This window comes from Streptomyces nodosus (assembly GCF_008704995.1).
Lineage (GTDB): Bacteria > Actinomycetota > Actinomycetes > Streptomycetales > Streptomycetaceae > Streptomyces > Streptomyces nodosus.
Window position 1 is genome coordinate 3,546,307 of record NZ_CP023747.1, and the last position, 19,685, is coordinate 3,565,991.

Consider the following 19,685-nt stretch of genomic DNA (forward strand, 5'->3'; position numbering starts at 1 on the left):
CACCCCCACGGGCCACTGTCGGCCTACGGTTCGAACTTATAACCAAGCCCGCGGACCGTCACCAGGTAGCGCGGGGCACCCGGGTCCGGCTCGATCTTGGCGCGCAGCCGCTTCACATGGACGTCGAGCGTCTTGGTGTCGCCCACGTAGTCGGCGCCCCAGACCCGGTCGATCAGCTGCATCCGGGTCAGCACACGGCCCGCGTTGCGCAGCAGCATCTCCAGAAGGTCGAACTCCTTGAGCGGCAGGTCGACCTTCGAGCCCGAGACGGTGACCACATGACGGTCCACGTCCATGCGCACCGGCCCGGCCTCCAGCGCGGCCGGCGCCACCTCCTCCGGCTCCCCGCGGCGGCGCAGCACGGCCCGGATACGGGCGACCAGCTCGCGCGAGGAGAACGGCTTGGTGACGTAGTCGTCGGCTCCTATCTCCAGGCCGACCACCTTGTCGATCTCGCTGTCCTTGGCGGTCACCATGATGACCGGGACATTGGAACGGCCGCGCAGCTGTCGGCAGACCTCCGTGCCGGGCAGGCCGGGCAGCATCAGGTCGAGCAGGACGAGATCGGCGCCGTTGCGCTCGAACTCGTCCAGGCCGTCGGGCCCGGTGGTCGCGATGGCGACCTCGAAGCCCTCTTTGCGGAGCATGTAGGACAGGGCGTCGGAGAAGGACTCCTCGTCCTCGACGACGAGCACTCGGGTCACGGAAGGACCTCCGGGGCGGGAAGCGGTTCGTACGGGGATGAGACGGTGGTCGTCCCGTCGGGTCGGCCGTCCTCTTCGTCGAGGCCGGACGGGTGATCGGTCGCACGGTCACGGGCCGCACCCGCCTCCGGCAGCCGCAGAGTGAACGTGGAGCCCTGACCTTCGGAACTCCACACGGTGACCTCCCCGCCGTGCGAGGCGACCACGTGTTTGACGATCGCGAGACCCAGTCCGGTACCGCCTGTCGCGCGGGAGCGGGCCGGGTCGACGCGGTAGAAGCGCTCGAAGATGCGCTCCTTGTCCTTGTCGGAGATGCCGATGCCCTGGTCGGTCACGGCGATCTCGATCAGATCCCCGCCGGGTCCCGACACCCTGCGGGCGGCGATGCCGACGCGGGTGCGGGCGGGGGAGTAGTTGACGGCGTTCTCCACGAGATTGCCGAGGGCTGCGGCCAGCTGGCCGCGGTTGCCCCACACGCGCAGACCGTCGGCCCCGCCCACGCGTCGCCCGGCACCGGCCTGATCGGTTCCGTCGGGCAGGCCCGCGTTCGAGGCCATGGTGATCTGCTTGGTGCCGGCCTGGTGGCGGCAGCGGTCGACGGCCTCGGCGACGAGTTCGTCGATGCGTACGGGCTCGGCGTCCTCCAGCGGATCGTCGTTCTGCACCCGCGACAGGTCGATGAGCTCCTGCACCAGATTGGTCAGCCGGGTCGCCTCGATCTGCATCCGGCCCGCGAACCGTTCCACGGCCTCGGGGTCGTCGGAGGCGTCCATCACGGCCTCGGAGAGCAACGACAGGGCGCCCACCGGAGTCTTCAGCTCATGGCTGACGTTGGCCACGAAGTCGCGGCGCACCGCCTCTATCCGACGGGCCTCGGTGAGGTCCTCGACGAGCAGCAGCACCAGCCGGGAGCCGAGGGGCGCCACCCGCGCGGAGACGGCGAGGGCCTCGCCGCGCCCGGTGCCGCGGCGCGGCAGATCCAGTTCGACCTGGCGTATCTCGCCGTCGCGTCGGGTGTCGCGGGCCATCTGCAGCATCGGCTCGACGGCCAGCTTGCCGCCGCGCACCAGGCCGAGGGCGTACGCCGCCGAGCTGGCCTTGACCACGGCGTCGGCCTCGTCGAGGACCACGGCCGAGGAGCGCAGCACGGACAGCACCGTGTCGACGCCCGGCGGAAGCACCGCGTCGGTGTGCAGGGAGGTGCGGGTGGGGCGTCTCTGGTCGCGCTCGCTCCAGCGGAACGCCAGCATCGCGATGACGCCGGTGAGAACTCCGGCGATCGCTGCCGCTGCGGCGACCGCCGCGTTCACGTCCATGCACCCAGGTTAGGCACGTCCGGACGCGTGCCCACAGCCATCGGAGTGCGACCTCGAACACTCGTCGCCCAGAGTTCACCTTGGAGCCAGTACTGATTCATTTGGGATGCCGGAAACGGTCGCGTAGGGGCCGGAACGTGGGAGCGTGGGGTGCGTAGGCGCCGCGTGCGCCATGGTGACGACGGGCCCCGGCCCCCGAAGCAGACCTAAGAGAGGGACACCTGATGCGGGACGCGTATCACGAGGAACTTGACTCGATCGGCGAGGGCCTGGTCGACATGGCCCGGCTCGTCGGGTCGGCGATCGGGCGCGCCACGACGGCGATCCTCGACGGCGATCTGAAGCTGGCGGAAGCCGTGATCGAGGCCGACCAGAAGGTCGACGATCTCCAGCACGATCTGGAGGCGCGCGCGATAGCCCTCCTGGCCCGGCAGCAGCCGGTGGCCACCGACCTGCGCATCGTGGTCACGTCCCTGCGGATGAGCGCCGACCTCGAACGCTCCGGCGACCTGGCCCAGCATGTCGCCAAACTGTGCCGACTGCGCTTCCCCGAGCGCGCCGTCCCGCACGACCTGCACGCGACCATCCTGGAGATGGGCCAGCTCGCCCAGCGTCTGATGGCGAAGGCGGCGGAGGTCATCATCACCAAGGACGTCGACCTGGCCCTCCAGCTGGAGCAGGACGACGACGAGATGGACCTGCTCCACCGCACCCTCTTCCAGCACCTGATGGACGACCGCTGGAGGCACGGCATCGAGACCGCCGTCGACGTCACCCTGCTGGGCCGCTACTACGAGCGCTACGCCGACCATGCGGTGGCCGTGGCCAAGCGGGTGGTGTTCCTGGTGACCGGCGAACACGCGGACGAACTCCAGTCCGCTTCGAACGTCGAGGGCGCCTGACCCACCGGACCCGCCGCTCCCCCGGCCACCCCGGTTCACGGGGTGCCCGTGGGGAGCGCCGGCCCGAGGGAGGCACCCGGCGCCGGGCTGCCGGGGGCTTGCGGAACCCGATCCGGGGTGAGGGGCGAGCATCCGTGCGCCGTTGATGCGCCCGCCCATGGGGGCGTCCAATGGGTGGAGCACCGTCTCGTCGAGGAGGGACCCATGGCCGAGACCCCCAGCACGCCCGACCCCACCCAGCAGCGCGAGACCCAGCAGCCCGCCGAGATCACAAGCCTCCCGCTGGTCGGCGCGTGCGGTTGCGGCTCCGGCTGCGGATGCGGATGCCAGTCGGGCGCGCCCTGCCAGTGCGGCTGACGGCGCCCGACGGCACGCCCCCCCCCCGCCGCAACACGACGACGAAGGGCCCCGGCAGCACGCTGCGCCGGGGCCCCTTCATGTTTCTGACCGCCGTTTCCGACCGCCGTTTCCGACGGTGTGTTTCTGACCGCCGCCGGGCTCGGCCCGGAAGCTCAGCCGTCGAGGCCGGACGGTGGGGAGGAACGCCCCCGGCGCCACCTGATCACATGGCGCACCAGGAGCACCGCCCAGGCCACGAAGAGCACCAGCCACCCGATGCGCCGCCACACCGAAAGGCCACTGCTCGCGGCCGACCATCCGGACCACACGAGGCAGAGCACCATCCACCCCGGACGGTCGACCAGAGCCCGCTCGTCATCCCGCGCCATCCGCTTTTCCCCCATCCCCAAGAACACCCACGTCCCCGCGTCCCGCCACCCGGGCCCGTTACGCCACGATCCGGGCCCGTACGCCACGAGCCGCTGATTACCTGACTGCCGCTCACGACCGTGTGGCGGTCCCGCACTTCGAGTCGCCGGACTGCCGCGTACGCGCTTCCATCGATGTGCTCCGGTCGAAGGGGTCGACCTCGGGCCCGTCTCCCGGGGGCGTGGTCGCGCGGTCCGCGCCGAACTCGGGGGTGAGGTAGCCGGTGAAGGTGTCGCAGCCGCTGTTGGTGGATTCCATCGTGTAGAAGACGAGGGAGAACGTACCCGGATCGATGACGACCTCCGCCGGGTCGTCCCAGCTCATCACGACCTCACGGCGCACGATGGTGCGCACCACCTCGTCGCTTCCCGCGGCAGCGCGCACCACGGGATACACATAGGTGACATCGGTGGTCACCTCGACCGCACCGCGTTTGCCCTCTCGGTAGGTGATCCGCCCCCGCACCTTGATCACGTCCCCGACCAGCCGGACCTTCCTGCTGTCGAAGCGGCTGAACAGCAGCAGCGGATCGTTCTCCCGGCCGGGCGAGCGGAACGCGGTCGTCAGAAAGCCCTGGACGTCCGGCTGATGAGGATTGATCAGCGCGATCGCCTTCTTCGGCCGCTCCCCGCGCAGCACACCGGGATCCAGGCTGGACGCCGCGAGGAAGTCCCGGGACTTCTCCAGCGCCTGCGCGACCTGTTCCTTGCTCATCCAGCCGGTCGCCCGCGCCTCGGGCAGACCGATCCCGGCCGTCCCGTCGCTCCACCGCGCCGCGGGCGACCCCCTGAACGGCTTCTCCACGGTCGGCTTCAGGGCCACCGCTTCCGTCGGCGGCGGTTGGTCCGGACGTTCCGACTCCACGGCAAGCGGCGTACTCTCGCCGCCCCCTCCTCCGAACCATCCGGCCACCCGCCCCGGATCCAGCGCCACGACCAGCAGGGCGGCCGCGACCAGCAGACCGATCACGTACCAGCCCTTGCCTCCTCGCGGCCGGGCCGGCCGGTGACTCCGCCACGGTTCCGGAGGGCCGGACTCCTCCCGCAGCCGCCGCGCCACCATCCGGGCCCGCGCCGACGGCTCCTCGGGCGCACCCCCGGCCCCCGCCTCGGCCTCACGGAGAAAGCGCTCCCACTCCTCGTCCGGTATGGACTCCCCGCCCTTGCCCACGATGGGCCCCGCCCTTCTTTCACTCCTGACCCGCCCCAGGGCCGCTCATTTTTCGCGCATCATCACACAGCTCTGATCACCGCCCGGTGACAGCAAACGGCGCTTGTCCGATTACATAGCTATTGACCTGCGTAGATCCACTGTGCTTCCCTCCCCGTGAGGGGCCTGGGGCACCGCTACCGACCGTGGCTGTCCGCTCTGAAGGGCACACCAAGGGGCACGAGTGGCGTGCAGGGGGCGGATCGAGGGGGTATGAGGTGTCTCGGGGCTTTGACAGACGCATCGGGATCGCGGACGACATGACCGCTCCGCCCCTGCGCACGCCTCCGTCGGACCCGCCCCGGTCACGGGCGGGACTCTGGGCCGTGGCGGGTGTCGTGGCCCTCGGATTCCTCATCGGACTGGAGTTCACCGCGCGTCGCTACGGTCTGCCGGGGCCGATCACCAACCAGGTACGAGAGGTGGTGGCCGCCCCGAAGTCGGGCGGCCTGCTGTATGCCGCCCTGGCGCTGATGATGGTGGTCCTCACCTGGCGGCAACGGTTCATCGCGGTGGGTGCGGCGATCACCATCGACCTCGCCTTCTTACTGGTCCGGTGGGCGGTGGACGCCCAGGCGACCGACGGCCAGCCCTTCGGGAACGGTGCATTGTGGGTGATTCTGGGCTGTGGGGTGATCGCTGTCACCCGCCGCACCGGCTCGGAACGCGTCCTGCTGCTGAAGGGCGTCGGCCTGGGCCTGCTGCTGGTGGCCGGCCGCAAGACCGGCGACACCTGGCTGCTCATCACCTCGAAGACCCGCCCCATGGTGCTCGACCAGTACGTAGCGACCGCCGATCACGCGCTGGGCAACCCGTCGTGGCTGGTGGGCCGGGCCGTCGCGGCCACCGGCCCCGTCGGCTTCAACTTCCTCGACATCGTCTACGGCCAACTCGCGGTGGCCGCAGTGATCGTCGCGCTGTACCAACTGCGCGGCGTGGCGGCCGAGCGCCGCTTCCCGGGCCATCACCTGGTACGCACCTTCCTGGTGGTCGGCCTTCTCGGCCCGGCCTTCTACATGATCTTCCCGGTGGTCGGACCGATCTTCGCCTACGGCACCGGCACCGAGTACTGGGCGACGGTCAGCCTGTGGTCGCCGGACATTCCGTCCAGCGCGCACTGGGCGGTGGCCGACCTGTGGCCCCGGACGCTGTCGCCGATCACCACCCCGCACCCCATACCGTTCGACGGGATCACCCCACGCAACTGCATGCCCAGCCTGCACACGGCGTGGGCTGTCACGATCTTCATCCACTCCCGGAAGGGCCCCCGGGTTCTGCGGTACGCCGGCACGTTCTGGCTGATAGCCACACTCACCGCGACGCTGGGCTTCGGCTACCACTACGGCGTGGACCTCATCGCCGGCGTGGTGTTCGTACTCACGGTCGAGGCGGCTCTGCGGTCGTACGACCGTGGCTGGGATCGATCAGGGATCCGGCTGGTCGCTCACGGGGCGACGGTCTTCACCGCGCTGCTGGTGTCCTACCGCTTCCTGCCGCTGACGATGGCCGAGCATCCATGGGTGGCCGGACCTCTGCTCATCCTGGCGATGGCCTCGGTGATCCACGGCTACATACGCACCACCACGGCCTGGGAACCGAGCGCCGCACCGGCCCCGCATCCGGAACCACAACCAGAACCGGCCTGAAGCGTGTCGCACCGCGTTCCCGGCCATGCGCGCCGCCCGCTTGAGACCCGGGCGAGGAAGATACGGAGATGACCGCCCAGGTGCCCGCCGTGATTCCGGCACCGGCTTTCGAAGAGCAGCACATGCCCGTGCTCGTCGGCGACCCGATGACAGCCGGGCGCTTCACGACGGGAGGCGCCGACGTCCTCCTGGGCCCGGCCGGAACGCTGATCAACACGGAAGCGGATGACGAACCCGCCAGAAGCGGTGTGTGGAACGCCGAGGAGTTCCGTCTGATCGGGCCCGCACCGGCACCGGTCACCGAGCGGCTGCTGGAACCGCCCTGGGGCGCGGACCAGAGCTCGTTGCCGATCCGTTCGCCCTATCGAAAATTGGTTACAGCAATGCGATCAACGCCCCACCCTTCACCTGCACTCGGCAGCGAATGGACAGCGACCTTGGTGATCGACGCTCTCTGTACGCTTGTGTCAGCCACGACCCTGACCGGAATCGGTGTGCTGATACCCGCGTTTGACGAGGACTACGACATGCCCATGGGCAGGCATGTGTCCGAGGCGGTGCCCTTCTTCGGGGGCATGGCCCTCCTCGTCACCTCTCTCATCATCACGACTCTCATGGTTCGGTCCAGCTCGGAGCGCCGACGCCGGACCGGTCTGGTGACGGCCACCGTCCGTCTCGGCTGTCTGGTCACGGCAGCCATTGCCTTCGTCGTGTACGGCACGGTCACGTACGGAGTCTGAACCCGGTACCCCCGAGCTGCCCGAAGCAGTCGCGTGCGGGCTGGAAAGAGCGTGACGGAGCGTCCCTTACTCTTCCTCGACATGGACGGTCCGCTCATCCCGTTCGGATCGTCGTCCGGTCACCTACAGACCGCTGCCGTCGACTCCTCGACGTCTCCCGGTCAGGGGAACCCGCTGTTGAAGCGGCTCGATCCTGGGCTCGGAGCACGCCTCATGGCTCTGGGCTGCCATCTCGTGTGGGCGACGACCTGGATGGAGGAGGCGAATGAGACTGTCTCCCCACGCATCGGGTTGCCGAGGCTGCCCGTCGTGGAATGGCCGGACTTCCGTGCCGACGAAGGTCCGCGCGGATTGCATTGGAAGACCCGTCACCTCGTCGAGTGGGCCGACGGTCGGCCGTTCCTCTGGGTCGATGACGAGATCAGTGCCATGGATCGCCTGTGGGTCGACGCCAGCCACCCTGGACCATCACTGCTTCATCGCGTCGACCCGACCAAAGGCCTCATGAACGCCGACTTCTCCACGCTCACCGGCTGGCTCTGCGCTGCTGCGCCGAGGTGAGCACAGCTTTAGGAGTTCGATCTTCCCTCGGCCTGGTCGGGGCCCGCCTTGTGTACTGGTGCCAGACGTGGTTGCCGTGTGTCACCGCCGTCCGCGGTCGTTGATGTCAGCGTTGGATGTCAGCGGAACAGCTCCGGCACCGGGCAAACCTCCAAAGGCTCATCCGACCGGTCGGCCCAACGCCACCAGACATGCCGACCGTTACACCTCCACAACGCCCGGCAGGTCCGCCGACCATCGTCCTCCCTCCTGGAGACGACGAAGCCGCCAAACTTCATGGGCTGGCTGCACTCGGGACAGGCCGGGGCGTCGGACATGCGGCGCACCCTAACGGAGCGACCGCTTCGTCCCGAAGGAAGTTTGCTGGGCACTTGACCTTGGGCTGGTATGTCTCTCACCTGCTGCGACGGTCCGTAGACGTCTGCGGTTGTTCGCCGCTGTGCGTTGGCGTTGTCACGCACTTAAACACTCACTGTTGCTGCCCGTTGTTTTCCGCTCAATCCGGCATACGGTGGATACGACGGAGTCGCCAGGCGTGGATCTCGCCATAGAGCACGGATACCGCAAGCACGAAGAGCATGGCCTCTATGCTCGCTGACCACGGTTCAGGCACCCACCAGTGACCTATGACCACGCACCCAGCGGCGATCGGGACGGCAAGGAAGTAGCCGCGCAGACGCACACGCAGCGGACGCACATCGTGCCGCGGTTCAACTGCCATGATGGCTCTGTGCCATCGCAGGATGATGCCTGATCACAAGCGCATGGTGCTCACCTGTGCCCGGTGGGTCAATGCTCCAGCAGGGACTCGGTGTTGGATCACGTATCGGCTAGTTCTTCTGGAAGTGATGAGCCGAGTTTCCCACGTGCACCGCTTCCCTGTCGCCTGCCTTCTGACCAGCGAAGACCCGGTGACTAGTTGTCATCATCTGTTAACGTCGCTTCGCCTCGCACGGCCCAGGGACGGCCCAGCGATGGTCACCGACGGCTCATGCGGGGGCTGCTGGGCTCAACCCGACTCTGTGGCGGTGTGGCCGTTCCACCAGGCGTAGATCCACCCCGACACAGCGGCCGCCGACCGGCCCTTACACCCTACCCACAGCTTCATGGCAATCACCTTGCCCTTCTTGAGCCACTTCGAGAGATCGAATGACGCACAGATGATGGTGGCAGCGATCACGCACATCGCGATGGACCTACGGATCACCACATGCCGACCCGTCCAAGACGATCGGCCATCAGACACCGCCCGACGTCTTATCGCGCCATTAGGAGGCAGGCCGCGCCGCAGCGGCGGCGCGCGCCCGCGCCGTGCGCGGGCCTTGATGAAGTAGGGAAACTCTTACCGCATGGTGCACAAACGGAGCGGACCGGCTCCCTTGGGCTCCGGTCCGCTCCGGATCGAGGCGGTGGGAAGCTCTGTGCTCTGGACCGCGGGGTCTCGATCATCTACGCCGGCATCTTCGCTCCGAACAAGGACGCCGTCGGCTTCTACTTCGCGTCCGGTTTCGGACCACGCGGGATCTTGCTGAGCAAGGAGCAAGAGATTCCCGGTGCCAGCTGATGCCCAGGGCAAAGGTCGCCTGATGCGGCACTAGTAGTGACAGAAATCAGTAACCGCGCTCGCCGTGGCCCCTGTGGCCTCACGTCACCGACCCCGCACCCGACAGCACTGTCACCCGAATGGCGCAACATGCCGTGCCACCCACATGGGTGGAGATCAAGCTGACTAGTGGCCCAGCCGAGGCAATCCGTGAAAGGGGAACCAAATGCGCATTCGACGAATCCTCGCCGCTGGCATCGCCACGGCAGCCCTCGCCGGACTCGGCCTCACAGGCGCCGCCACCGCCACCGCCCAGGGTGCCCCATCCGCCGTCAGCCCTTCTGAGTGCAGGCAGGGCGGCGGAGAGCCCCGGATCGACTTGCCGGGCAACCCCTGCGTGGGCGGTACGTACGACGGTCAGGCGGTCGACTAAACCCCCACAAGGCGCCCCGCAGCCACGCGCCGCGGGGCGCTCCCGCGCGAGCGTAGCCGGGAGAGTCGCAGGGACTGTGCCGACCCGTCGGGCACGCCGCCTGGTCGGCCACATCGCGCTCACAGGTGCCAAGTACTGAGCTTCCCCAACGCTTCTGCGCCTTCCTCAATGATCTTCATTCGGGCACGCCGCTCGGCTCGTGGTGATGAGCGTCCTGAGCAGTGCTCTGGCCGGGCCACTTGCGGTAGAGCAATCCGCACTCCTCGATGAACCACCCTGTGCTGACGGCGTTCAGGGCCATCAAGAGGCCGGTGTCCTCAGAGGATGGGAGCGCCATCCATCCGCCCAACGCGCTCACAAGGTCGCGCCGTGCGCACGGCGTCGCCGGATGCACCTGCGCCCTGTAGCCGTGCGTTCGCCACGTTCCAGGACTGCGCCTTGGGTGATCGGTCCGGCGGGGGGCGCCCTCGAAGCCAACGGTTGATCCGTCCGGCAGTAGGTCGAGGACGCGTGATGTCGTCCACGCAGCCTCGCTCTGCTTGGTCAGGACCGTGATGTCTCGGAGTAGGGCGCCTGGGCTGAGCATGTCGTCGGCGTCAGCCCTACGCCGAGTCCCGCGAGAACGGCATGCACGCGCTCCGCCACTTCTACGCCTCGGTGCTCCTGGACGCGGGCGAGAACATCAAGGCCCTCGCCGGGTACCTCGGTCACTCGGACCCGGGCCTGACGTTCCGCGTGTACGCGCACCTGATGCCGTCGAGTCAGGAGCGCACCCGCAAAGCCGTGGCCGCCGTCTTCGACACGGCCCAGTCCTCTCCGTCCAGCACCTGACGGCCCAGAGACGGCCCAGCTGGGCAGGCGGGCTGGGTGACCTCCGTTGTCAGTGCGTGCGGCTATGGTGCGTCCGCCATCAAGGGCAACGTTCTAGGGAGGGGCTTTGGGAGCCAAGACGGGACTGCTGGTGTACGCCGACGGCGACGTGCCGGGGTTGCTGCGACGAGTGGGGGCGGCGGATCTCGACCGGACGACCACCATGATGCGGCGGCTGTACCCGGGCGGGGAGATCGAGGGGTGCGAGGGCTCGAATCTCTGGGACGGTGTGTACCCGCCGAAGGGGACGGTGTACGCAGCCAGCTGGCCGGGCCTGGATGTCATAGGTGATCAGAGGGTGATGATCGACGCCCCTTCCCAGCTCCCGGAGCACCTCGTGGCGGCAAGCGTCGGCCGGCGGCTCGTCCTGCACGCGATGCACAGCGTCGTCGACTGGCTGGCGTTCGCCGTGTGGGAGGACGGGTGCCTCGTCCGCTCCCTGAGCCTGTCGCCGGACAGCGGCATCATCGAGAACATCGGCGAACCACTCCCCTTTGAACTGCCCTACTGGGCCGGGGACCGCCAGGCTGACATCGTTCCCTGGCCCGGCGAGGAGGAAGAGCCGTACGCACTGCCTTTTCACCCCTTGGACTTGGGCGAAGACGCGCTGCGTGCGCTCTGCGGCTTCATCCAGGAGGGTCGTCCCGAGCCCGATGACGTCGACGCGGACGCCATCGAGCTGTACGGATTCCACGTGCGTGACCCGCACGGGCCTGACCCTGCAGAACAGGAAGCGGAGCTACGCAGAGCCATGGAAGCCATGGTTCCGCCGCGCTTCTACGCACTGAGCCCTGACGGCTCGCTGATCGAGCGCGACGGCCTTTAGCTCACGACCTCTTCGTCCCGAAGCAACTTGGACCGGTGCGCCGCCTTGGGCTGCTGCGCGTCTCACCAGCGCTGATGGTCCACAGACTTTCGCGCTCGTCCGCCGATGTTCGTCGGCGTTGTCACGCAGTTAGACACTCACCGCGGCTCCGGTTCACTTCTTGCGGCGCTTGCTCGTCCTCTTCTTCAGCTCGGCTTGGCCGCGCTTCGTCCAGTCACCTTGGTGGAGGTAGCAGCGCGATGTGCCCTTCACTGTCTTGTTCTGGCAACGATCGCCGGCCGCCGTTGGCCAACCACACTTCCCCTGCTTCCACTCGCCCACCGTCCACCCCCGGTAGTCCGGCTCACCTGTCAACGACCAGCGTGCGTGAACGTGCAGACGTGGGGGAGGGCGCATGGCTGGCGGCACCCGGGCCTCAGGCGTACGCGGTCAGTACATCCGGCGCTCCTCCTTGATGTGCACGCTTTCCAATTGTGGTGGTGGGATGGTGGGGTGTGCGCGGGGGCGTTCACCTGGGTTCGTGGGCGGCTCGCGACGAGGTTGGAACCGTCACGGCGGCTCAGATGAACCTTGCTGAACGGGGCTGAATGAGACGGAAACTGAGAGGGTCTGCCCGCCCACCGCTGTCAGAGGCCTCGTCCAGCCTCCGGCCATGAGCATGATCGGTGAGTACCTGCGCGTTACGGCTGCTGAGCTCGACCGGGCGATTCAAGACCCTGACTGGGCGCTGGATTTCGCCGAAGAGGTCCAGGACGCCGAGGAGGAGTCAGAACCAGCGCCCACCAAAGCGCGTCATTTCAGCACGTCCAAGACCTGGGACATGCTGGGCTTCCTCTTGACGCGTGCCGACTTCCCGGTGGACGTCATCCATGGTGAGGAGCCGTTTGCCGAGGATGAGGACTGGGGTTACGGGCCGCCGAGGTACCTGCGCTCGGAGCGGGTGCGTCTTGCATCGCGGGCGCTGCGTGCCACCACTTATGACCAGCTCGTTAGCGGCGTGAATCCGGCCGACCTGACCAAGGCTGATGTGTATCCCCTGGCTGGGGCGTATCCCCTCGGATGGGATCCGAAGCGGACATGACGCGGGACAGTACATCGACCCCCGCGCGGCCCGGATCACCTTCCAGCAGTACGCCGAGAAGTGGGTGACTCACGCGCCGGACCCGAACACTCAGGCCTCGATGGAGTCGCAGCTCAGGTTGCACGCCTATCCCTACCTGGGGTCGCGTTCTCTCGGCTCCTTCCAGCCCGCTCACATCCGCGATTGGGTGCGACAGCTCCAGGAGAACGGCGTCCGTGGCTCGTATGCCCGGACGATCTACTCCAACGTGCGCGCCGCCCTCGGCGCGGCTGTGGATGACGGGCACCTTCCCCGGAACCCGTGCGCCGCCCGCTCGGTCCGGCCGCCGACCGTGGACAACAAGCGCATCGCCCCCTGGACGCCGGAACGGGTCTTCGCCGTCCGGGCCGGCATGCCCGAGAGGTACCAAGCCATGGTCGACCTGGGCGGCGGCTGCGTCCTCCGGCAGGGCGAAATCCTCGGCTTCGCCGTCGACGCGATCGACTTCGAGTCGGAGACGCTCCACGTGGTACAGCAACTCAAGCTGAGCCGCAGCAAGCCCGTGTTCGCCCCTCCCAAGGGCGGCAAGCTGCGGGACGTCCCACTCCCCGGCCCGGTCGCCGATGCCCTCCGGGCCCACATGACACGGTTCCCGCCGGCCGAGATCACCTTGCCGTGGAAGGTGGCGGACGGGCCTCCGGTGACCAAGCGACTGATCTTCACCGGGCCGCGTGGCGGGCACGTCTGGCGTACGTCGCTCAACGAGGAGGTGTGGAAGCGAACACTCGCCAGTGCCGGTGTGATCCCCGAGCGGAAGCCGGGCGAGTCGTACGCCGAGTCACGCGAGAACGGCATGCACGCACTGAGGCACTTCTACGCCTCGGTGCTCCTGGACGCGGGCGAGGACATCAAGGCCCTCGCCGAGTACCTCGGTCACTCGGACCCGGGCCTGACGCTCCGCGTGTACGCGCACCTCATGCCGTCCAGCCAGGAGCGCACCCGCAAGGCCGTGGCCGCCGTCTTCAGCAGCGAAATGCCCGGTGCCTGAGAGGGCCCAGACACTTACGCTCCTGATCAGAAGCGGGAGGAGATCCGGGATGACGGTCGAGTACTTCACGTTGGTCTGCGACGAGGTGCCCCACGACCTGGTGCTCGTCCACCCCGGTGCCTGTCCACTCGACGTAGCCCAGGTCGTACGTCGGCTGACCGGACTGAGCCTGTGGCGCAGCAAGGTCCTGGTGGATCAAGCCCCTGTTGTGATCCTCGATCGCGTTCCGGAGGAGATCGCCGAGAGTGCGGTCGCGGCCCTCCGCGATGCGGGAGGACGGGCAGAGGTGAGGCAGCGGCCGGAACCACACTCTCCCGGTCCTGTCGCCTGACGGCCCGGTCGAGCAGCTCACGGCCCAGAGACGGCCCCAGCACAGCAACAAGCCCCCTGTCCGCGAGGGATCCGCAGGCAGGGGGCTTGAATGTTCCCGCTTACTTCTTCTTGCCCTGGTTCTTGACCGCCTCGATGGCGGCTGCCGCCGCGTCCGGGTCGAGGTACGTGCCGCCCGGGGTGACCGGCTTGAAGTCGGCGTCGAGTTCGTAGGAGAGCGGGATGCCGGTCGGGATGTTCAGGCCCGCGATATCGGCGTCCGAGATGCCGTCGAGGTGCTTGACCAGGGCGCGCAGGCTGTTGCCGTGGGCGGCGATCAGGACCGTGCGGCCGGACAGGAGGTCGGGGACGACCGAGTCGAACCAGTAGGGGAGCATCCGGACGACGACGTCCTTCAGGCACTCCGTCTGCGGGCGCAGCTCCGGCGGCAGGGCCGCGTAGCGCGGGTCGGAGAACTGGGAGTACTCGGCGTCGCGGTCCAGCGGCGGCGGCGGGGTGTCATAGGAGCGGCGCCACAGCATGAACTGCTCCTCGCCGAACTCCTGGAGCGTCTGCGCCTTGTCCTTGCCCTGCAGGGCCCCGTAGTGCCGCTCGTTCAGGCGCCAGGAACGGTGGACCGGGATCCAGTGGCGGTCGGCTGCCTCCAGCGCGAGCTGCGCGGTGCGGATCGCGCGCTTCTGGACGGAGGTGTGAACCACGTCGGGCAGCAGGCCGGCGTCCTTCAGCAGCTCACCGCCGCGGACCGCCTCCTTCTCGCCCTTCTCGTTCAGGTTGACGTCCACCCAGCCGGTGAACAGGTTCTTCGCGTTCCACTCGCTCTCGCCGTGGCGGAGGAGGATCAGCTTGTACGGTGCGTCGGCCATGGCCCCGAGCGTAATCGACCCGCTTGATCGTCCGCGCGCCCGCCCGGCAGGCGGACCGCGGCCGAGGGGGCCGTCCGACAGTTGACGGCTTCTGTTAATCGAGTAGCCGCCCGGGCAGCCGCTCTCGTAAGTTGTGCTCACCGCCACAGCCGCTTACATCCGGGGGGATCCCGTCATGCCCGTCGCCGCCCTCAGGCGTGCCGTCCGCGAGTCCGTCTCCGGGCTTCCCCGCGAGTTCTGGTGGCTGTGGACCAGCACGCTCGTCAACCGGCTGGGTGCCTTCGTCGCCACCTTCATGGCGCTCTATCTGACCCTCGGACGCGGCTACTCCGCCTCGTACGCCGGTCTCGTCGCATCCCTGCACGGCCTGGGCGGTGTCATCTCCTCCCTCGTCGCGGGCGTGATGACCGACCGGCTCGGGCGGCGGCCGACCCTGCTGATCGCCCAGTCGTCCACGGCCGTCTCCGTCGCCCTGCTCGGATTCATGCACGACCCGGTGGCCATCGCCGCCGTCGCCTTCCTGGTCGGGATGGCGAGCAACGCCTCCCGCCCCGCGGTGCAGGCGATGATGGCCGACATCGTCCGGCCCGAGGACCGGGTGCGGGCCTTCTCCCTCAACTACTGGGCGATCAACCTGGGTTTCGCCGTCTCCGCCATGGGTGCCGGCTTCATCGCCAAGTACAGCTATCTCGCCGGGTTCCTGATCGAGGCGGCGATGACGATGGCCTGCGCGATCGTCGTCTTTGTGAAGCTGCCCGAGTCACGGCCCACCCGGATCAGCAAGGGGTCGGCCGAGGAGGTCGGGCTCGGCACCGTGCTGCGCGACGGCCGCTTCATGAGCGTGGTCGGGCTGTCCTTCCTGGTCGCCGTCATCTTCCAGCAGGGGTCCGTGGGCCTGCCGGTGGCGATGGGCAGGGCCGGTTTCACCCCCGCCGACTACGGCCTGGCGGTCGCCGTCAACGGTTTTCTGATCGTGGCGCTGCAGCTGCCGGTCACCCGGTTCATCGAGCGTCGTGACCCGCGTCAGCTGCTGATCGTCTCGTCGCTGCTCGCGGGCTACGGCTTCGGACTGACCGCCTTCGCGGGCTCGGTCGCCGTCTTCGCTCTCACGGTCTGTGTGTGGACCATGGCGGAGATCGTCAACGCGCCCGTCCAGACCGGTCTCGTGGTCCGCCTCTCCCCCACCCATGGGCGCGGCCGCTACCAGGGCATGTACACCCTGTCCTGGGCGGTGGCGGCCCTGATCGCCCCGCTGATGTCCGGCCTGGTCATCGACCGGTTCGGCGCGAAGTGGCTGTGGGGGATGTGCGCGGTGGTGGGCATGGTCGCCGCGGCCGGGTACGCACTCCTGATGCGCCGCCTCCCGGCACAGGAGAAGGCCGGGGAGACGGCCAGGGAGACAACCGAGGTGACGGCGGCGAAGACGGATGCGGCGACGGCGGAGGCCGGGGCCGAGGCGGCGGTCAACAGGGTCTGAGGACCGGCCCCCACACGGCCTCATGGATGCAGCCGGGCCCCCTTGACGACCTTGTCCACCGCGTTCCTCGGCCCGTACACCGCGAGCCCCACCAGATCCAGCTCCCCCGTCGGCACTGCCCGTACGGCCGCCCGGTTGTCGCGGTCGTTGCCCGTGCCGAACAGGTCCGAGGTGAAGACCGAGCGCGGCAGGGAACGGGACAGGGCCCGGGTGTGGGCGGACCTCAGCGTCTCCTTGCCGCCCTCGAAGACCAGCACCGGCTGGCGGAACATCGGGAGGTACGGCACCTGGTCGGCGTCCTCGTAGGGCTCGCCGATCACCTCCGGGATCTCCGGGCCGAGGCCGCTGACCAGGAAGGCGGTGACATTCAGCCGCTGCCAGGTCTCCAGGTCCTCACGCAGCAGTACGGCGATCTTGGTGTCGAAGCGGATCGGTGGGGCGTCGTTCATATGCTCAGCCTGCTCCGCGGGGCACGGGACCGTCTTGTACGTTCTTTGCATGTCCGCCCAGCGTGAAGTCTCCGCCTGGCGCCCCCGGATCCCGGGTGTCGTGGAGGTCTTCCACGCCCACTTCACCGAGTACGCCTACCCGATGCACGTCCATGAGGCCTGGACCCTGCTCATCGTGGACGACGGCGCGGTGCGGTACGACCTCGACCGGCACGAGCACGGTACCCCGCACGACACGGTGTCCCTGCTGCCGCCGCACATCCCGCACAACGGCGCCCCGGCCACCCCGCACGGCTTCCGTAAACGCGTCCTGTATCTCGACGGTACCCGGCTGGCCGAGGACCTCGTCGGACCCGCCGTCGACGCACCCGATCTGCGCGATCCGGTGCTGCGGCGGCGCGTCGGGCAGTTGCACCACGCACTCACGCACCCCGGGGACGAGCTGGAGGCCGAGAGCAGGCTGACGCTCATCGGCGAACGGCTGCGCGCCCATCTCCAGCCGCGACTGGTCCGTACCGGTCCGCGCCCCGACCCGGCGCTCGCCCGCAGTCTGCGGGAACTGCTCGACGAACGGCTGACGGGAGGCATCTCACTGGACGAGGCGGCGGCGCTGGTCCACGCCCATCCGGCCCATCTGGTACGGACGTTCAGCGGGGCCTACGGCATCGCGCCGCACCAGTATCTGATGTCCCGCCGCGTCGACCGCGCCCGTCGGCTGCTGCTCGCCGGGCTCCCGCCGGGCGAGGTGGCCTCGGCGACCGGCTTCTACGACCAGTCCCATCTCACCCGGCACTTCAGAAAACTGGTGGGGGTGCCCCCGGGGCGGTACGCGCGAACGGCGCGGAAGTGAGCGGCCGGTGGGAAGCCGGCCGCGGGTCAGCTTCCGGGGCGTTCGGTCAGATGACGGAACGCCTCCAGATTGCGGGTCGACTCGCCACGTGACACCCGCCAGGCGTACTCCTTGCGGATCGCGGTCGCGAACCCCAGTTCCAGAAGGGTGTTGAAGCCGCCGTCCGCCGCCTCCAGGACCGAGCCGAGCAGCCGGTCCACCTCGTCCGCGGTGACCGCGGCCAGCGACAGCCTGCCGGTCAGATAGATGTCGCCCAGCGGATCGACGGCGTAACCCACCCCGTACAGCTTGAGGTTGCGCTCCAGCAGCCAGCGGTGCACCGCGGGCTCGTTCTCGTCGGGGTGCCGGATCACAAAGGCGTTGAGGGAGAGCGAGTGCCTGCCGACGATCAGCGAGAGGGTCGTCGACAGCTTGCGCGTCCCGGGGAGCTTCACGACGTACGAACCGGGCTGCGGGCTCTCCCACTCCAGCTCGGCGTCCTCGAGGACCCCTTCGATGACCCGCCCCGCCGACCGCTGTTCGTCAGACATGCTCGGAGCGTACGTGACGGGTGTCAGCCGTGGTATGCGCGTGCCCGGTGATGGGTGTCAGCCGTGATATGTCCGCGCCCGGCGCCGGTGCGCCTGTACGGCCGCCGTGTACACCCCGGCCGTGGCCGAGGCCGCCGTGTCCCAGCCGAACGACTGGGCGTGACGGGCGGCGGCCGCGCCCATGCGGGTGCTCAGTTCCGGACGGTCGGCGAACTCGCGCAGCACGCGGGCGTAGGCGGCCGGTTCGTGTCCCTGGACCAGAAAGCCGGTCCGTCCGTCCCGCACGGCGACGGGCAGCCCGCCGACCGCGGCCGCGAGCACCGGGGTACCGGCCGCCTGGGCCTCGATGGCCACCAGCCCGAAGGACTCGTTGTACGACGGCATGACCAGCACGGAGGCGGCGCGGAACCAGTCCGCGAGCCGTTCCTGTTCCACGGGCGGGCGGAAGCGCACCACATCCGCTATGCCCAGCCGGGCCGCCAGCTTCTGCAGGCCCTCGGGCTTGGTGAGGCCGCTGCCGCTGGGGCCGCCCACCACGGGCACCACGATGCGGGAGCGCAGTTCGGGACGTTCGTCGAGGAGGACGGCGACGGCGCGCAGCAGTACATCGGGCGCCTTGAGGGGCTGGATGCGGCCCGCGAAGAGGGGGATCAGCGCGTCCTGCGGCAGCCCGAGCCTGGAGCGGGCGGCGGCCCGGCCGTCGGCGGGCCGGAAGCGCTCCAGGTTGACGCCCGGGTGCACGACGGCCACCTTGCCCGGGGCGGCGGCGTAGTGCCGGACGAGCTCTCCGGCCTCGTCCTCGGTGTTGGCGATGAGCCGGTCGGCCGCGGAGACGATCTGAGTCTCGCCGATCACCCGGGCGGCGGGCTCGGGGGTGTCGCCCTCGGCGAGCGACGCGTTCTTGACCTTGGCCATGGTGTGCATGGCGTGCACCAGGGGGGCGCCCCAGCGCTGGGCGGCGAGCCAGCCGACATGGCCGGAGAGCCAGTAGTGGGAGTGCACCAGGTCGTAGTAACCGGGGCGGTGTCCGGCCCAGGCCTGCATCACACCGTGGGTGAAGGCGCAGAGCTGGGCGGGGAGGTCCTCCTTGGCGAGCCCCTCGTAGGGTCCGGCGTCGACATGCCGGACGAGCACGCCGGGGGTGAGTTCCACCACGGGCGGGAGGGCGGCCGTGGTGGCCCGGGTGAAGATCTCGACCTCGATGTTGATCGCGGCGAGACGCTGGGCCAGCTCCACGATGTAGACGTTCATACCGCCGGCGTCGCCCGTGCCGGGCTGGTGGAGCGGCGAGGTGTGCACGGAGAGCATGGCGACGCGCCGCGGCCTGCGGTGCGGCAGCCGCAGCCGCGGGGGAGCCGCTGTGGAACGACGCCCGAGCCTGCTGACGTACTGGCTCACCTGGCGCTCCTCCTTGTTGCGGGCATGCCGGACGGGAAGGCGCTCACCTCCCCCAAGGAGTGCGAACGCCGGAGGGGGACGCTCCATTTCCCTCCAGGATGCCTTTGCTGAATCATTACCTTCTATCGCTCAACCGTTCGAGCCGCATGGGCGTACGCGGGC

Annotated in this window: 18 protein-coding genes and 2 pseudogenes; 12 read left to right on the forward strand and 8 right to left on the reverse strand. The window is 68.8% G+C overall.

The window, feature by feature from the left end; all coding sequences use genetic code 11:
* Positions 1-23: 23 nt before the first annotated feature.
* Together phoP and phoR are read right to left on the reverse strand one after the other, a co-directional pair.
* Positions 24-695 carry a two-component system response regulator PhoP gene (gene phoP / locus CP978_RS15990; protein WP_464823599.1) on the reverse strand — a complete coding sequence of 224 codons (672 nt, stop codon included), beginning with the start codon at positions 693-695 and terminating at the stop codon, positions 24-26.
* Between the two features lie 5 nt (positions 696-700).
* Positions 701-2,020 carry a two-component system sensor histidine kinase PhoR gene (gene phoR / locus CP978_RS15995; RefSeq protein ID WP_043441516.1) on the reverse strand — a complete coding sequence of 440 codons (1,320 nt, stop codon included), beginning with the start codon at positions 2,018-2,020 and terminating at the stop codon, positions 701-703.
* A gap of 224 nt (positions 2,021-2,244) precedes the next feature.
* Between phoR and phoU the strand changes: the two genes are divergently transcribed.
* Together phoU and CP978_RS34895 are read left to right on the forward strand one after the other, a co-directional pair.
* Entirely contained in the window at positions 2,245-2,922 is a 678-nt protein-coding gene (gene phoU, locus CP978_RS16000; protein ID WP_043441517.1) for a phosphate signaling complex protein PhoU, read from the forward strand.
* A gap of 204 nt (positions 2,923-3,126) precedes the next feature.
* The gene (locus tag CP978_RS34895) at positions 3,127-3,279 is read left to right on the forward strand and encodes a hypothetical protein (RefSeq protein ID WP_167748009.1); all 153 of its coding nucleotides are present in this window, start codon (positions 3,127-3,129) and stop codon (positions 3,277-3,279) included.
* A 155-nt stretch (positions 3,280-3,434) separates the two neighbouring features.
* Here CP978_RS34895 and CP978_RS16005 read toward each other — a convergent pair whose 3' ends face one another.
* Complete coding sequence (locus tag CP978_RS16005; protein WP_144401456.1) at positions 3,435-3,650, reverse strand: hypothetical protein; 216 nt, start codon at positions 3,648-3,650, stop codon at positions 3,435-3,437.
* A 112-nt stretch (positions 3,651-3,762) separates the two neighbouring features.
* The gene (locus CP978_RS16010) at positions 3,763-4,860 is read right to left on the reverse strand and encodes a hypothetical protein (protein ID WP_043441519.1); all 1,098 of its coding nucleotides are present in this window, start codon (positions 4,858-4,860) and stop codon (positions 3,763-3,765) included.
* Positions 4,861-5,225: 365 nt separating this feature from the next.
* Here CP978_RS16010 and CP978_RS16015 point away from each other — a divergent pair, with 365 nt between their 5' ends.
* The 8 genes and pseudogenes from CP978_RS16015 (at position 5,226) to CP978_RS16060 (ending at position 13,957) form a co-directional block, all read left to right on the forward strand.
* Complete coding sequence (locus CP978_RS16015) at positions 5,226-6,545, forward strand: phosphatase PAP2 family protein (protein WP_043441520.1); 1,320 nt, start codon at positions 5,226-5,228, stop codon at positions 6,543-6,545.
* Between the two features lie 68 nt (positions 6,546-6,613).
* Entirely contained in the window at positions 6,614-7,285 is a 672-nt protein-coding gene (locus CP978_RS16020) for a hypothetical protein (protein WP_043441521.1), read from the forward strand.
* Positions 7,286-7,366: 81 nt separating this feature from the next.
* Positions 7,367-7,846 carry an HAD domain-containing protein gene (locus tag CP978_RS16025; RefSeq protein ID WP_052454574.1) on the forward strand — a complete coding sequence of 160 codons (480 nt, stop codon included), beginning with the start codon at positions 7,367-7,369 and terminating at the stop codon, positions 7,844-7,846.
* 2,573 nt (positions 7,847-10,419) lie between these two features.
* Positions 10,420-10,653, forward strand: a pseudogene (locus CP978_RS16040) (tyrosine-type recombinase/integrase); the annotation flags it as partial.
* Positions 10,654-10,759: 106 nt separating this feature from the next.
* Positions 10,760-11,518, forward strand: a complete 759-nt coding sequence (locus CP978_RS16045; RefSeq protein ID WP_043441527.1) for a DUF6928 family protein — start codon at positions 10,760-10,762, stop codon at positions 11,516-11,518.
* Positions 11,519-12,170: 652 nt separating this feature from the next.
* Positions 12,171-12,599, forward strand: a complete 429-nt coding sequence (locus CP978_RS16050; RefSeq protein WP_227745385.1) for a YfbM family protein — start codon at positions 12,171-12,173, stop codon at positions 12,597-12,599.
* 4 nt (positions 12,600-12,603) lie between these two features.
* Positions 12,604-13,626 (forward strand): annotated as a pseudogene (locus tag CP978_RS16055) (tyrosine-type recombinase/integrase); the annotation flags it as partial.
* A 49-nt stretch (positions 13,627-13,675) separates the two neighbouring features.
* Positions 13,676-13,957: a ribosomal protein L7/L12 gene (locus tag CP978_RS16060; RefSeq protein ID WP_043441528.1), complete on the forward strand. Its 282-nt coding sequence runs from the start codon at positions 13,676-13,678 to the stop codon at positions 13,955-13,957.
* Positions 13,958-14,057: 100 nt separating this feature from the next.
* Here the strand turns inward: CP978_RS16060 and CP978_RS16065 are convergent, their stop codons facing one another.
* On the reverse strand, positions 14,058-14,819 hold the full coding sequence (locus CP978_RS16065) for a phosphoglyceromutase (RefSeq protein WP_043441529.1): 762 nt from the start codon (positions 14,817-14,819) through the stop codon (positions 14,058-14,060).
* Positions 14,820-14,994: 175 nt separating this feature from the next.
* Between CP978_RS16065 and CP978_RS16070 the strand changes: the two genes are divergently transcribed.
* The gene (locus tag CP978_RS16070; RefSeq protein WP_043441530.1) at positions 14,995-16,296 is read left to right on the forward strand and encodes an MDR family MFS transporter; all 1,302 of its coding nucleotides are present in this window, start codon (positions 14,995-14,997) and stop codon (positions 16,294-16,296) included.
* Positions 16,297-16,316: 20 nt separating this feature from the next.
* On the opposite strand, the gene CP978_RS16075 is transcribed toward CP978_RS16070, so the two are convergent.
* Positions 16,317-16,745, reverse strand: a complete 429-nt coding sequence (locus CP978_RS16075) for a DUF2000 domain-containing protein (RefSeq protein ID WP_043441531.1) — start codon at positions 16,743-16,745, stop codon at positions 16,317-16,319.
* A gap of 49 nt (positions 16,746-16,794) precedes the next feature.
* Between CP978_RS16075 and CP978_RS16080 the strand changes: the two genes are divergently transcribed.
* Positions 16,795-17,595 (forward strand): helix-turn-helix domain-containing protein, encoded by an 801-nt coding sequence (locus tag CP978_RS16080; RefSeq protein WP_043441533.1) that lies wholly within the window; start codon positions 16,795-16,797, stop codon positions 17,593-17,595.
* 26 nt (positions 17,596-17,621) lie between these two features.
* Here the strand turns inward: CP978_RS16080 and CP978_RS16085 are convergent, their stop codons facing one another.
* Together CP978_RS16085 and mshA are read right to left on the reverse strand one after the other, a co-directional pair.
* Positions 17,622-18,125: a type III secretion system chaperone family protein gene (locus CP978_RS16085; RefSeq protein ID WP_043441535.1), complete on the reverse strand. Its 504-nt coding sequence runs from the start codon at positions 18,123-18,125 to the stop codon at positions 17,622-17,624.
* 57 nt (positions 18,126-18,182) lie between these two features.
* Positions 18,183-19,523 (reverse strand): D-inositol-3-phosphate glycosyltransferase, encoded by a 1,341-nt coding sequence (gene mshA, locus CP978_RS16090; RefSeq protein ID WP_043441536.1) that lies wholly within the window; start codon positions 19,521-19,523, stop codon positions 18,183-18,185.
* Between the last annotated feature and the right edge of the window lie 162 nt (positions 19,524-19,685).